At 60.8% G+C, this 12,696-nt stretch carries 10 protein-coding genes; 9 read left to right on the forward strand and 1 reads right to left on the reverse strand.

Going from position 1 to position 12,696, the window contains the following annotated elements:
* Positions 1 to 409: 409 nt before the first annotated feature.
* The 4 genes from WA950_RS19290 to WA950_RS19305 all read left to right on the forward strand — a co-directional run bounded on the left by WA950_RS19290 (position 410) and on the right by WA950_RS19305 (position 6,755).
* Positions 410 to 4,798 carry an autotransporter domain-containing protein gene (locus WA950_RS19290; RefSeq protein ID WP_424553340.1) on the forward strand — a complete coding sequence of 1,463 codons (4,389 nt, stop codon included), beginning with the start codon at positions 410 to 412 and terminating at the stop codon, positions 4,796 to 4,798.
* A gap of 7 nt (positions 4,799 to 4,805) precedes the next feature.
* Complete coding sequence (locus tag WA950_RS19295) at positions 4,806 to 5,207, forward strand: hypothetical protein (RefSeq protein ID WP_424553341.1); 402 nt, start codon at positions 4,806 to 4,808, stop codon at positions 5,205 to 5,207.
* A gap of 106 nt (positions 5,208 to 5,313) precedes the next feature.
* Positions 5,314 to 6,102, forward strand: a complete 789-nt coding sequence (locus tag WA950_RS19300) for a SapC family protein (RefSeq protein ID WP_424553342.1) — start codon at positions 5,314 to 5,316, stop codon at positions 6,100 to 6,102.
* Complete coding sequence (locus tag WA950_RS19305) at positions 6,099 to 6,755, forward strand: invasion associated locus B family protein (protein WP_424553343.1); 657 nt, start codon at positions 6,099 to 6,101, stop codon at positions 6,753 to 6,755. The genes WA950_RS19300 and WA950_RS19305 overlap by 4 nt, the downstream gene beginning before the upstream one ends.
* Positions 6,756 to 6,821: 66 nt before the next feature.
* Here the strand turns inward: WA950_RS19305 and WA950_RS19310 are convergent, their stop codons facing one another.
* A complete protein-coding gene (locus WA950_RS19310; protein ID WP_424553344.1) occupies positions 6,822 to 7,571 on the reverse strand; it encodes a sulfite exporter TauE/SafE family protein in 750 nt (249 codons plus the stop codon).
* A 97-nt stretch (positions 7,572 to 7,668) separates the two neighbouring features.
* Here WA950_RS19310 and WA950_RS19315 point away from each other — a divergent pair, with 97 nt between their 5' ends.
* The 5 genes from WA950_RS19315 (at position 7,669) to WA950_RS19335 (ending at position 12,685) form a co-directional block, all read left to right on the forward strand.
* A complete protein-coding gene (locus WA950_RS19315) occupies positions 7,669 to 8,556 on the forward strand; it encodes a LysR family transcriptional regulator (RefSeq protein ID WP_424553345.1) in 888 nt (295 codons plus the stop codon).
* A 265-nt stretch (positions 8,557 to 8,821) separates the two neighbouring features.
* Positions 8,822 to 9,211, forward strand: coding sequence for a c-type cytochrome (locus WA950_RS19320; RefSeq protein ID WP_424553346.1), 390 nt, complete (start codon positions 8,822 to 8,824; stop codon positions 9,209 to 9,211).
* Positions 9,212 to 9,346: 135 nt separating this feature from the next.
* Positions 9,347 to 10,162: a cytochrome c oxidase subunit II gene (locus WA950_RS19325; protein WP_424553347.1), complete on the forward strand. Its 816-nt coding sequence runs from the start codon at positions 9,347 to 9,349 to the stop codon at positions 10,160 to 10,162.
* 40 nt (positions 10,163 to 10,202) lie between these two features.
* Complete coding sequence (locus WA950_RS19330) at positions 10,203 to 11,981, forward strand: cbb3-type cytochrome c oxidase subunit I (protein WP_424553348.1); 1,779 nt, start codon at positions 10,203 to 10,205, stop codon at positions 11,979 to 11,981.
* Positions 11,978 to 12,685 (forward strand): cytochrome c oxidase subunit 3, encoded by a 708-nt coding sequence (locus WA950_RS19335; protein ID WP_424553349.1) that lies wholly within the window; start codon positions 11,978 to 11,980, stop codon positions 12,683 to 12,685. The genes WA950_RS19330 and WA950_RS19335 overlap by 4 nt, the downstream gene beginning before the upstream one ends.
* Positions 12,686 to 12,696 lie beyond the last annotated feature (11 nt).

Below are 12,696 nucleotides of genomic sequence, written 5' to 3' on the forward strand. Positions count from 1 at the left end.
AAACTGATGCGGCACGCAGATCGCATCCAGGAACATTCCGAAAATCCATGGCGACCCCACGCAAGTGGGAACAAAGCTACGAGTACAAAATGAAATGCAGCTGGGGCGGGAGATGTTTCTTCCGCCCTTTTCTGTTGCAGGTCGGATGATCGGAGCAAAAGAATTTCAGCAGGCCCCCTCCGAGCATAGGGGGCGGCCGGAGTCCGTGCCTGTTACGCCGTTCGAAAATTGAACGGAGATTTGCAGGCGATGACGATCACAGGGGCGCAATCAAGAATACGGCCGCCGGCCAGAAGGGCCGTCGACACGTTCGATCTTCAGTTCGGACAGGCGGCGTCGCGCACGGCTTGCCAACGCGCACGACATTCGATCCTCGCCTATCGCCTTCAAGCAGCCTGAGAGTAGCACAATGGTTTCCAGCCGACCCGCGACGCGTTCCGTCGCTTTCGCCCGTAAAAGCCGCCTTCTCTGTGCAACCGCGCTGATCGGCGTTCTGTTGCCGATTGTGGCCGTCCACGGTCAGGTGGCAAACTATCGCTATGAACAAACCGGCACCTATACTGATGACATTGTGATCAATTCACAAGTTTTTATGTCCAGTGCGGCGGGAGTTGTCGCGACCTATGCCGGCGACCTGAATTTTGCTGCCGCCACGTCGAGACTAGATCTGGGGCGAAGCGGGCCCAGCCATGGCACGATCATTTTCTCACCGGCAAGCATCACGGGAATCCAGACCTCCCCGGGATCCTATAGCGGGACGCTGAATATTTGGAGCGGCAGGGTGCAGATTGGTGAAAACTCGGCTGCTCGTGAATATTTCACGCGCCATGGGACGCAAATCGGGGTGAGCGGACAGGGTATTCTGGACTTGGCGGGCAGGAATCTGCTCCTTAACAAAATCAGTGTCCAAGGAGTTGCCGCTGGGGTTCAAAACGACACGGCGGGCACCACAGCTACCCTCAGCCTGGCAACGGGCACGGTGCACGGGGGGCTTCGCGACGGAGCTGGTGCGTTGCGGCTTCGCAAGACGGGAAACGAATTGCTTAACCTTGGTGGGGTTAGCGACTATTCCGGCGGCACGGAGATTGCTTTTGGCACTGTCTATCTCAATACCGATACAGGCATAGGGTCCGGCTCAATCGAATTCAGCTCCAGCGGAAGTGCAGCTTCCGAACTACGGTTCGGGGCTGACGGGTTGAGCTTGGCCAACGATATTCTTGTCTCGGGCACGGCGGGTGCGATGCTTACCGTCAACACCGGATACACCGTCGCGCTTGGAGGTACGATTGCCGGCTCTGGCCGGTTCGTAAAGTACGGGAACGGCACCCTTGCTCTGACCGGGAGGAATAGCTTCACGGGTGACACCGAGATCCAGTACGGCACGCTGGTACTTGATAGCGGAGATGCCATCGCCGACACAAATTTGGTGCGGATCGGCCGCAATGGCACGCTTCGTCTAGCTCAGAGCGAGACGATCGACCGCCTACAGGCCACCGATGGCGCAGTTGTTCTCGGCGAGGGAACGATCCTCTCCATCGGCGCTTTCAATGGCAATTCGAGTGTCGCGAGCGTGATCAGTGGCGCTGGAGGGCTGCGCAAGCAGGGCAGTGGGAGGCTCGAACTACTCGCCAACAACTCTTATGTTGGCGACACGCAGATCGAAGGCGGCCGGGTTTTGGCCGGTCGGAACCACGCCTTCGGTACGGGTGGACAAGTGATCTTCAGGCGGGCATCGGAAGGCCGAAGCACCCTCGAACTGTCGAACGCTGTCCGCATCGCCCAGAACATGCTGCTCGAAGACAGCATCAATCTCGACAACAATGATTTCAGCACCCTGTCCGGCGTCATTTCCGGTCACAATCATCTCATTCACAAGCTGGGCCAGGGAACGGTGAGCCTTACCGGCGAGAGCCTTGATGCGCCCGGGGCGATCGTACGCGCAGGAGCGCTCTCCTTTGATGGCCGATTTAGCGGCAATGTGGAAACCGCCTTTGGCGGTACGGTGACAGGCTCGGGCCGTATCGACGGCGATGTCGTCATTGCCGACGGCGGTCGGCTCTATGGTCAGTTTGACCGCACGCTCACCATGGCGAGCCTGACGCTCAGCGGTAATTCGGACATCGAAATCCTGGTCGACGAGCCGGGCAGTTCGGCCTTTTTCGAAGTCGAGGGCGATCTCGTGCTCGACGGTCGCCTGACCATTGACGACGGCACCGGCATAAGTTTCGGCCAGGGCGTCTATCGCCTGTTCAACTACGGTGGCACGTTGACCGACAATGGACTGGAGGTCGTCGGTGTGCCGGATGACAGCCGGTACGATATCGACGACATCGAGATTCAAACCGCCATCGACAAACAGGTGAATATCGTCGTCGGCGGCGATCCCGGCCCGGGTCCCGATCCGCGTCCCGACATGCAGTTCTGGGACGGCACCAACACCACGGCGGACGGTTCGATTGCCGGAGGAAACGGCGTCTGGCGGAATGGATCCACCAACTGGACGACCACGAACGGCCAGGCCAACCATGACTGGGGCGGCCGCTTCGCGATCTTCCAGGGGGCTCCGGGAACGATCACCGTCAACGACGACGACGGCGCGGTTTCCGTCGCTGGAATGCAGTTCGCCGTCGACGGCTACCGTGTCGAGGGCGATGCCATCACGCTCGCGGAGGCGGAAACTGTCATCCGTGTCGGCGACGGCTCGCAGGCCGGCGCCAACTATGTCGCCACGATCGACTCAGACCTGCGCGGCAACGGCGCCCTGATCAAGGACGATCTGGGCACCCTGGTTCTGACCGGTAACAACAGCTATCGCGGCGATACGATCGTGCGGGCCGGGACGCTTGTGGGCGATACGGACAGCATTCGAAACAATATCGGAAACAACGGCCATGTCGTGTTCAACCAGGCTGATGACGGCGTCTTCGAGGGCAGTATCTATGGACGCGGCACCATGGAAAAGTCCGAGGCAGGTACACTGACGCTTACCGGACGCAGTGATCTCGACTGGGAGATCACGCAAGGCGCGCTGGCCGTCAGAGCCGGTCTGTTTGGCGGTGATGCGCGTGTCGATGACGGCGCTTTTCTTCGGTTCGAGCAGGCCGGCAGCGGTACCTACCAGGGTGAAATCTCAGGGCAGGGGAACCTTCATGTGGCTGTCGGCGAGCGGAATTGGCTTCGCCTTACCGGCGACAGTTCAGCATTCGATGGCGGGACTGCCGTTGCGAGCGGCGGCCTGATGGTCGACGGCAGGCTCGGCGGCGGAGTGGATATGTACAACGGAACGATACTTGCGGGTATCGGGACGATTAGTGGCCTGGTCAACATCAACTCTGGTGCGACGATTGCGCCGGGAAATTCGATCGGCACGCTCACTATCGCCGGCGACATTCATTTCCGGGAGGGGGCGACCTATGAAGTCGAGGTCGATGAGGGTGGCCAGACAGACCTGATCGACGTTTCGGGTACTGCCACCATCGATGGTGGTGCCGTTCGCGTGATGGCCGGAACAGGCAACTACGCCGCCTCGACCCAGTATACGATCCTGACGGCGGACGGCGGCCTCACCGGCACCTATATCGGTGTCACCTCCGATCTCGCCTTCCTCGATCCCTCGCTCAGCTACGATGCCAACAACGTCTATCTGACGATGACCCGCAACAGCGTTACGTTCGATCATGTCGGCGCCACCCGCAACCAGATCGCCACAGGTGGCGGCGTCGAGAGTCTGCCCGGCGGCAATACGGTCCATGATGCAGTCCTGAACCTTTCGGCGGCGCAGGCGCAGCATGCCTTCGATCAGCTTTCGGGTGAAATACATGCTACGGCCCGCACGGTCCTGATCGAAGACAGTCGCTTCGTGCGCAACGCCGTCAACGATCGTCTTCGTGCCGCCTTCGATGGCGACGGTGCTTCCGGTAATGTCGTCAACGATGAAAACGGTGTGCCGCAGCCAGCTGTCGGCAATGCCGATCACTTCGCGATCTGGAGCCAGGGCTTCGGCTCCTGGGGCCATACGAACAGCGACGGCAACGCCGCGCGGGTCAGCCGCGCGACGGGCGGCCTCTTCATCGGTGCCGATGTCCCGGTGTTCGACAACTGGCGCTTCGGTGCGGTCGCCGGCTACAGCCAGACCAGCTTCAATGTGAACGACCGTGGTTCATCGGGGTCGAGCGACAACTATCACGTCGGCCTCTATGGCGGGGCGCAGTTGGGTGACCTCGCGTTGCGAACCGGCGCCGCCTTTGCCTGGCATGACATCTCGATCTCGCGAGACGTCATGTTCCCCGGTTTCAATGACAGTCTGAAGGGAGACTACTACGCTGCGACCACGCAGATATTCGTTGAACTGGCCTACGGGTTCTCGGTGGGCGCTGCCCGGTTCGAGCCCTTCGCCAACCTGGCCTATGTCAACTTGCACACGGGCGGCTTCACCGAGAAGGGCGCAGCTGCCGCACTGACAGGCGCTTCGGCCAACACCGACGCCACGTTCATCACCTTGGGTCTGCGCGCTTCGACCACGCTCGGTCTCAATGACGCCAACCTCACGGTCAGGGGGATGGTCGGCTGGCGTCATGCCTTTGGCGACATGACGCCGGATGCGATCATGCGGTTCGCGGGGGGCGGCAACGCCTTCTCGATCGCCGGCGTGCCGCTGGCGAAGAATGCGGCGCTTTTCGAGGCCGGTCTGGATTACGCGCTTACGCCGGCGGCGACGCTCGGTGTCTCCTATAGTGGCCAGTTCGGCTCCGGCCTTGCCGACCAATCCTTCACCGCCAATCTCAACGTGAAGTTCTGAGGTGGGAATGGACGAGCGCGCCATCTTCCTCATTCACGACAGTCTGGCGCAGCTCATTCCGATCGCCGGGCAGGCGGATGCGATGTTCAACATCCGTCTGCTCGACACCTATCCCGAACTGTACCGGATCTTCGCGATGGATATCGACGAGCGTGACCGGAGTTTCGTGGGGTTGCTGGTCATCGCTGTCGAACGGCTGCGGCTACATGGTGCGATCATGCCGGCCGCAAGTGTTCTGCTGCGAGAGCGCAAGGTCTATCGAGTCGTGCACGACAATTATGTGGCGGTCGGCTTGACGCTCATATGGACGCTCAGGCGCTGCCTTGGTGCCGGGTTTACAGTCGAAGTCGAGCGTGCATGGCAGAAAGCGCTTGTTCTCCAGCCCGATCGTGTCGCCGTCAACGGATGAAAAGCGGGCTCTATCCAAGAGCGTGCGGGCACTGCGTCCGCGACGGTGCGGAGACGAATTCAACATTCCGGCGCGATGCGCCGAAAGCCGAAATTTAGAGGATATCATGCACAAGAACCAACACGCCAAGGCTGATGAGGCGTCACTTCCTCTCTTTTACAAGGATCCGGTGCTTCTCCGATTCGAGGAGCATCGCGATGCGGGCCTTTCCCCGGCCGCAAGTTTTGGCTTTGCCCGAGAGGCGGTCGCCATCCCGCTTTGCATCGGCGAGTTCACCGTGGCCACTCGTCACTACCCCATCGTATTCACGATGGACGATAATGTTTCACCGGTCGGGATCGTCGCGATCAAACGCGGCCACAATCTCCTCATCGAGCGTGATGGCACGTGGAAGCCGGGGTCCTATGTGCCCGCCTATGTACGGCGCTATCCGTTCATCGTGACGCAAACGGCCGACGGCGCGCAGAAGATGCTCGCCATCGATCGCGGATCGGACAGGTTTGTCGGGGCGATCGAAGGGCGCGCCGATGCCGAGCGGCTGTTCGAGGACAGCGGCAAGCCGACCCGGGCCGCCCAGGCGGCCATGACCTTCTGTCATGCCTATCATGCGCTTTATGAGAAGACTGCCGCCTTCGGCCAGGCGCTCATCGCCGCGAAAGTGCTGACGCCATATCATGTGGACTTCCGGTTTCCTGACGGCTCGCAACATCAGGTGAACGGCTTTTACGCCGTGGACGAGAAGGCGTTCCGCACGATGCCGGCGAACACCGTTGCCGACTGGCACATGAAAGGCTGGCTCAGCCTCGTTGCCCTGCATCTGGCATCCCTGCAGAGCTTCCAGGGGCTGCTCGAACTCAATGCGCAACGCGCTGACGAACGAAAGGCACTGGCATGACGCGCAGGCAGGTACGAATTTTCGGTGTCTCGGCGGTTGCCGCCGCAGCGGTCGTCGTTGGCGGGGCAGTGTATATGGCGCCGGGCGTCGCCATCTCCACGCCGAGGCAGGCAGGCTCGATCGCCGAAGGCAACAATGATCCTGCGCCGCAGCACTTCGAGATCGCGCAGGGGCAGGCCGGCAAGAAGAAGGACGGCACGGCAACCCTGCTTCCCGGTGGCGCATCATCGCTGGACGAAACCTATACGGATTGGCGGGTCGCCTGCCGGGTCGTCGACAATGCCAAGCGCTGCGCTCTGACGCATGCGCAGGCACAGCAGGACGGCCAGCGCATTCTGGCGATCGAACTCACGTTGCCGAGCCGCGATGCAGTCTCCGGCACGCTGGTCCTGCCTTTCGGGCTTGCGCTTGATTCCGGCGTGACTTTCCAGATCGACGAGAACCCCACGATACAATCGATGCGTTTTCGCACCTGCATTCCGGCAGGTTGCCTCGTCTCGGTTGCATTCGACGCGGCGACCATCGCTGCCCTGCGTGCCGGAACGGCACTGAAGGTGGCGGCAGTCGCCGATGGCGGGGCTGCCGCAGTTTTCTCGATTTCGTTGCAGGGCTGGGGCACGGCTCTCGATCGCGTGGCGGCGCTTTCGCGTTGAAGCCGGTCGGTCGGGCTGCCGCATGGTCATGCGTGAACGTTGCTCACCTCGAAAGGATGGAAGCGATCACAGGATAGGCCGGATCGCCATCTCGCATCCAAGCAGCAGAAGACCGATCAGAAATCCCCGGCGGAAGGCTGACGGGCTGATCCGGTTGCGAACGAGTTGACCCGCCCACATGCCGCCGAGCGCCGGCACGACGGCCAGGGCGGAGAGAACCAGACGTTCGGACTGGAAGGAGCCGTGCAGTCCTAGCCCGACAGCCAGCGCGATAGTCGACACCGTAAACGACAAGCCAAGCGCCTGAACCAGGTCGTCCCTTGAGAGCCCAAGCGCCTGAAGATAGGGCACGGCCGGAACGACGAAGACGCCGGTTCCGCCCGTCACGACCCCAGTGATCGCCCCGATGACGGGCGACAGCCACGATTCGACATGCTGCGTTATGCTGAACTGACGGGCGAAAAGCGTGTAACCGGAATAGATGACGAGTGCGATGCCGAGCATTGTTGTCGTCAAACCCGTGTCGCCGCTGGCAATCCATGCCGATCCGAGCACCGTTCCCGCCACGATCGCCAGCATCATTGGCCAGAGCCTTCGCAGAAGCGATCCGATATTCGGCCCGGCCAAAAGCTGCCAGACATTGGTGACGAAGGACGGAACGACAAGCAGACCGGCAGCGGCCAGTGGTGACATGAGCGCGCCGAGCACGCCCATCGCCACGGTGGGCAGCCCCATTCCGGTGACGCCCTTGACGAGGCCCGCGGCGAAAAAGGTTGCGGTGACAGCCGCAAGCGAAGGAATTGAAACGTCAAACATGCTTCAGGCATATCCCAGCGTGATGCGCCGGCAATGCGGATGTTCCGATGTTTGGCTTCGGCTGGCCCGAAGGCTGGTTACCGGGTACAATTGCGCCATGCGCTTTGACCTGACAGATCTCCGTTTATTCCTTGCCGTCATCGACGCGGGCAGCATCACCCGTGGAGCCGCGGAGGCAGGGCTGTCCCTGCCATCGGCGAGCGAGCGATTGCGTGACATGGAGGCCGTTGGAGAAGTCCTGCTGCTCCAGCGCGGTCGGCGCGGCGTGACACCCACCGAAGCCGGTGCGACGCTCGCGCACCATGCGCGCGCGATCCTGCATCAAATGGCTAGAATGCGCGATGAATTGGGCCACTACGCAAGCGGGCTGCGCGCAAGTATCCGCGTCTTTGCCAATACCGCGGCGATCACCGAGCTTTTGCCCGCGCGGCTTGCGCCATGGATGGCGGCGCATCCGCAGGCCGATGTGGAACTGAAGGAAAGGCAGAGTATCGAAATCTCCAGAAGTATCGCGGCTGGCTTTGCCGAGATCGGCATACTTTCCAGCGCCGTTGAGACCGATGGCTTGATACTGAGGCCCTTCGCCATCGATCGGCTCGTTGTGGTGACGTCGCGTGAACACCCGCTGGCGGCGGTGGCCGAAGTTCGTTTCGCTGACCTTCTCGACCAGCATTTTATCGGACTCGCAGGCGGCGCCTTGCAGGATCACCTCGATGTTCAGGCGGCAAGGCTCGGCGCGAAGCTCAAGGTCCGGGTGGCCCTGCGCAGTTTCGCCGGCATCTGTCGCATGGCGGGTGAAGGTGCCGGCATCGGTATCGTCCCGGAATCGGCGGCGCGCCGTTTGAAACGATCCGCGCATATTGCCGTCGTTCGCCTCCAGGATAAATGGGCCACGCGCCGGCTTTCAGTCTGTGTTCGCGACGAGGCAGCCCTGACATCGCCCGCGCGAAGCCTGTTCGAGCATCTGACGGCAAGGGCGCGATAGGCCGGGGCCATGCCAATCCCGACTGTTCGAGGGTCGCCTGAAAACGCCGCGCCCGCGATGTTGTCCAGCCCCGCTCCGTAGCCTTCTCGACGGCTTGCATCCATTGTCCTGCGCGGCCAGGACCTGGCGAAATCATCATCGGGGCAAATCAAATATAGGCGAAACTCTTGCCACCGTGAGCGATTAAGCTTTTAATATTACTGTCCGCTCAAATGCGGAGCCGGATGACCAGTGCTGGGCAACCTTGGAAAGGTTGAGGTTTGCCATGGACTACCGTATCATTCCGCTAGTCTCTGCGTGCATTGTTGCTTTCTTCCCGCTTGTCGTGCGGGCAGAGGATGGCGATGCGACGGCCGGCGCCGCCACATTCAAGAAATGTGCAATCTGCCACATCGTCGATTCAGATAAAAACAAGGCTGGTCCGTCGCTAAACGGGCTGTTCGGAAGAAAAGCCGGAACGCATCCGGATTTCGCCTATTCACCTGCGATGAAGGCCGCCGGCGATGGCGGGCTCATCTGGGACGAAACCACGCTGCGTGACTATCTGCACAATCCCAGAACGAAAGTGAAAGGTACAAAAATGGCCTTTCCCGGCCTGAAAGACGATCAGGAAATAACCGATCTCATTGCCTATCTGAAGCAATACTCGAAATGACAGGCTGAGCGCCAGCCCGATGGTGCAGCCGCAAACTGTTAGAATTGCTTGTATTTTCGATTTATGAGATATTCATGACGTTATTTTGTAGATGCGGTTTCATGTCTACGGTCGGGTCGGCCCAAGGAGGGGCGGATGGCTGTCGCGTTGATCCTCGTCTTGCTTGTCGTAGCCTCCGTGTTGTTTCACGCGCTAAGCCCGTGGTGGTGGACGCCGATCGCGTCCAACTGGACCTATATCGATAGCACGCTCGTCATTACCTTCTGGATCACCGGTGTCGTTTTCGTCGCCGTCGTTTGCTTCATGGCCTATTGCGTCTGGCGCTTCCGGCACAGGCCGGGAAACCAGGCGGCCTACGAACCGGAAAACCGGAAGCTGGAATGGTTGCTGGCATCCGGCACCGCCATCGGTGTTGCAGCCATGCTCACGCCCGGGCTTTTCGTTTGGAACCAGTTCATCACCGTGCCTGACGAGGCGACACCCGTCGAGGTTGTCAGCCAGCAGTGGCTATGGAGCTTTCGCCTGCCGGGAGCAGACGGAAAACTTGGCCGCGCGGAGACTAGCGACATCACCCCGGAAAATCCGCTTGGCGTGAGCAGGAACGATGCAGCTGGGCTCGACGATGTCATCATCGAGGGCGGCGAGTTGCATCTGCCGGTCGGCAGGCCGGTACATATGCTTTTGCGTTCCGTCGATGTTCTCCATGATTTTTACGTCCCCGAGTTCCGGTCCAAAATGGACATGATCCCCGGCATGGTCACCTTTTTCTGGTTCACGCCGACGCGGACGGGCACGTTCGACATTCTCTGCGCCGAGCTCTGTGGCGTCGGCCATTCGCAGATGCGGGGGACCGTCATCGTCGAGGAGGCGGCGGATTACCAGGCATGGCTGGAACAGCAGCAGACCTTCACCCAGCTGCTGGCAGCTGGAGAGCCGCAACCGGCGAACTGAGCCTCACGGGAAGGTTTTGGAGCGAAAGGGAGGAAATGTCATGGTGGACAGCCCGGCCGGCAGTGCAGACACCGTCCCACCCGCCGAAGTCGAGGACATGGAACTCTACCATCCGAAAAGCTGGTGGACCAAATATGTCTTCAGCCAGGACGCCAAGATTATTGCCGTGCAGTATTCCGTCACGGCGATATCGATCGGTCTTGTAGCGCTCGTCCTCTCCTGGCTGATGCGCCTGCAGCTCGCATTTCCCGGTTATTTCGCCTTCATCGACGCGGAACACTATTATCAGTTCATCACCATGCACGGCATGATCATGGTGGTCTACCTGCTGACGGCCTTGTTTCTCGGCGGCTTTGGTAACTACCTCATCCCCCTGATGGTCGGTGCCCGCGATATGGTATTCCCTTATGCGAACATGCTGAGCTACTGGATCTATCTGCTCGCGGTACTGATCCTGGTCGCCGGCTTTTTTGCCCCCGGCGGCCCGACCGGCGCCGGCTGGACGCTCTACCCGCCGCAGGCTGTTCTGTCCGGTACGCCGGGTGGTCAGGACTGGGGCATCATCCTCATGCTCTCATCGCTGATCGTCTTCATCATCGGCTTCACCATGGGCGGACTGAACTATGTGGTGACGGTACTGCAGGGCCGTGCTCGCGGCATGACGCTGATGCGCATGCCCTTGACCGTGTGGGGTATATTTACCGCGACGGTGATGGCGCTGCTTGCCTTTCCCGCCCTCTTTGTCGCGTCCGTCATGATGCTCTTCGATCGCCTTCTCGGCACGAGCTTCTTCATGCCAGCGATTATCGAGATGGGCACGCAGTTGCAGCACGGCGGCGGCAGCCCGATCCTGTTCCAGCACCTGTTCTGGTTCTTCGGGCACCCGGAGGTCTATATCGTCGCGCTGCCTGCCTTCGGCATCGTGTCGGACCTCATCAGCACGCATGCGCGCAAGAATATATTCGGCTACCGGATGATGGTCTGGGCGATCCTCATCATCGCTGCCTTGAGTTTCGTCGTCTGGGCGCACCACATGTATGTCAGCGGCATGAACCCCGCCTTCGGATTCTTCTTCGCAACGACGACGCTGATCATCGCCGTTCCAACCGCGATCAAGGTCTACAACTGGGTGCTGACGTTGTGGCGGGGAGACATCCACCTGACGCTGCCCATGCTCTTTGCGCTGGCCTTCATCGTCACCTTCGTCAATGGCGGCCTGACCGGCCTGTTTCTCGGCAATGTCGTCGTCGACGTTCCCTTGTCGGACACCATGTTTGTCGTCGCCCATTTTCACATGGTCATGGGTGTGGCGCCGATCCTCGTCGTCTTCGGGGCGATCTATCACTGGTATCCGAAAGTGACCGGACGCATGCTGAACACCATGCTGGGCCATATCCACTTCTGGATCACTTTCCTCGGCGCCTATGCGATCTTCTTCCCGATGCACTACCTCGGCCTGCTCGGGGTGCCGCGCCGCTACTACGAGATCGGCGAGACAAGCTTCGTTCCTCCGTCGGCCCACACGCTGAACATCTTCATCACCGTGATGGCGCTCATCGTCGGCGCCGCGCAGGTTGTTTTTCTGTTCAATCTGGTTTGGAGCCTCTTCAGAGGAAAACCGGCGGGTGGCAATCCGTGGCGGGCGACGACCCTTGAGTGGCAAACGCCGGAGACACCGCCGGCCCACGGCAATTGGGGCAAGGATCTGCCGGTCGTCTACCGCTGGGCCTACGACTACAGCGTGCCGGGAGCGGCGGAGGATTTCATTCCGCAGACGCAACCGGCAATCGGCGGCGTAACCCGGGAGGTCATGACATGACGGTCACGCTCGTCTTCCTTGCGGCCATCCTTGCCATCGTCACCTGGTGGATGGCGGGACAGCGCCTGGCCTCGAAACCCTGGCTTGAAGCAAGCCCGGCGCAAACGGCAACCGGCCGGGACCGTCCACCTGAACCCGCGATAAACCTTGGTCTTTATGTTTTCCTCGGCGTCGTCGCCGCCCTCTTCAGCCTTTTCATCAGCGCCTATTTCATGCGGATGGCATCCTCGGACTGGTGGGGGATACCGGTTCCTCGCCTGCTCTGGTGGAACACCGCAGTGCTCGCAACCAGCAGCGTTGCGCTGCAATTGGCAACGAAGGAAGCGCGGGATGGCCGGATGGAAAACCTGCGGCCGGCACTTGCCGCCGGCTTCCTTCTCGCTGCCCTCTTTCTTGCTGGACAAATCCAGGCCTGGCGGGACCTGAACGCGGCCGGCTACGTGCTTGCCGATAACCCTGCCAATAGTTTCTTTTATATACTGACCGGCCTGCACGGCCTGCACATTCTGGGCGGGCTCGTCGTGCTTGGCCGCACAACCGCCCGGGCCCTTGCGAAGAACGTTTCGCCGGAGCGGCTGCGTTCCAGCGTCCGTCTCTGCACCGTCTATTCCCACTTCATGCTGGCCGTATGGCTCATACTCCTTGCGGTCTTTGCCGGGTGGGCGAACAGGTTCGCTGATCTCTGCCTTCAATTGCTCAGCTAGGAGGCCTCCAG

It is taken from the genome of Shinella sp., from assembly GCF_049651085.1.
Taxonomy (GTDB): Bacteria; Pseudomonadota; Alphaproteobacteria; order Rhizobiales; family Rhizobiaceae; genus Shinella.

Excerpts from the sequence above, each read along its gene's own strand:
- WA950_RS19290 (WP_424553340.1), top strand. The coding sequence starts at position 410 with ATGGTTTCCAGCCGACCCGCGACGCGTTCCGTCGCTTTCGCCCGTAAA.
- WA950_RS19295 (WP_424553341.1), top strand. The coding sequence starts at position 4,806 with ATGGACGAGCGCGCCATCTTCCTCATTCACGACAGTCTGGCGCAGCTC.
- WA950_RS19300 (WP_424553342.1), top strand. The coding sequence starts at position 5,314 with ATGCACAAGAACCAACACGCCAAGGCTGATGAGGCGTCACTTCCTCTC.
- WA950_RS19305 (WP_424553343.1), top strand. The coding sequence starts at position 6,099 with ATGACGCGCAGGCAGGTACGAATTTTCGGTGTCTCGGCGGTTGCCGCC.
- WA950_RS19310 (WP_424553344.1), bottom strand. The coding sequence starts at position 7,571 with ATGTTTGACGTTTCAATTCCTTCGCTTGCGGCTGTCACCGCAACCTTT.
- WA950_RS19315 (WP_424553345.1), top strand. The coding sequence starts at position 7,669 with ATGCGCTTTGACCTGACAGATCTCCGTTTATTCCTTGCCGTCATCGAC.
- WA950_RS19320 (WP_424553346.1), top strand. The coding sequence starts at position 8,822 with ATGGACTACCGTATCATTCCGCTAGTCTCTGCGTGCATTGTTGCTTTC.
- WA950_RS19325 (WP_424553347.1), top strand. The coding sequence starts at position 9,347 with ATGGCTGTCGCGTTGATCCTCGTCTTGCTTGTCGTAGCCTCCGTGTTG.
- WA950_RS19330 (WP_424553348.1), top strand. The coding sequence starts at position 10,203 with ATGGTGGACAGCCCGGCCGGCAGTGCAGACACCGTCCCACCCGCCGAA.
- WA950_RS19335 (WP_424553349.1), top strand. The coding sequence starts at position 11,978 with ATGACGGTCACGCTCGTCTTCCTTGCGGCCATCCTTGCCATCGTCACC.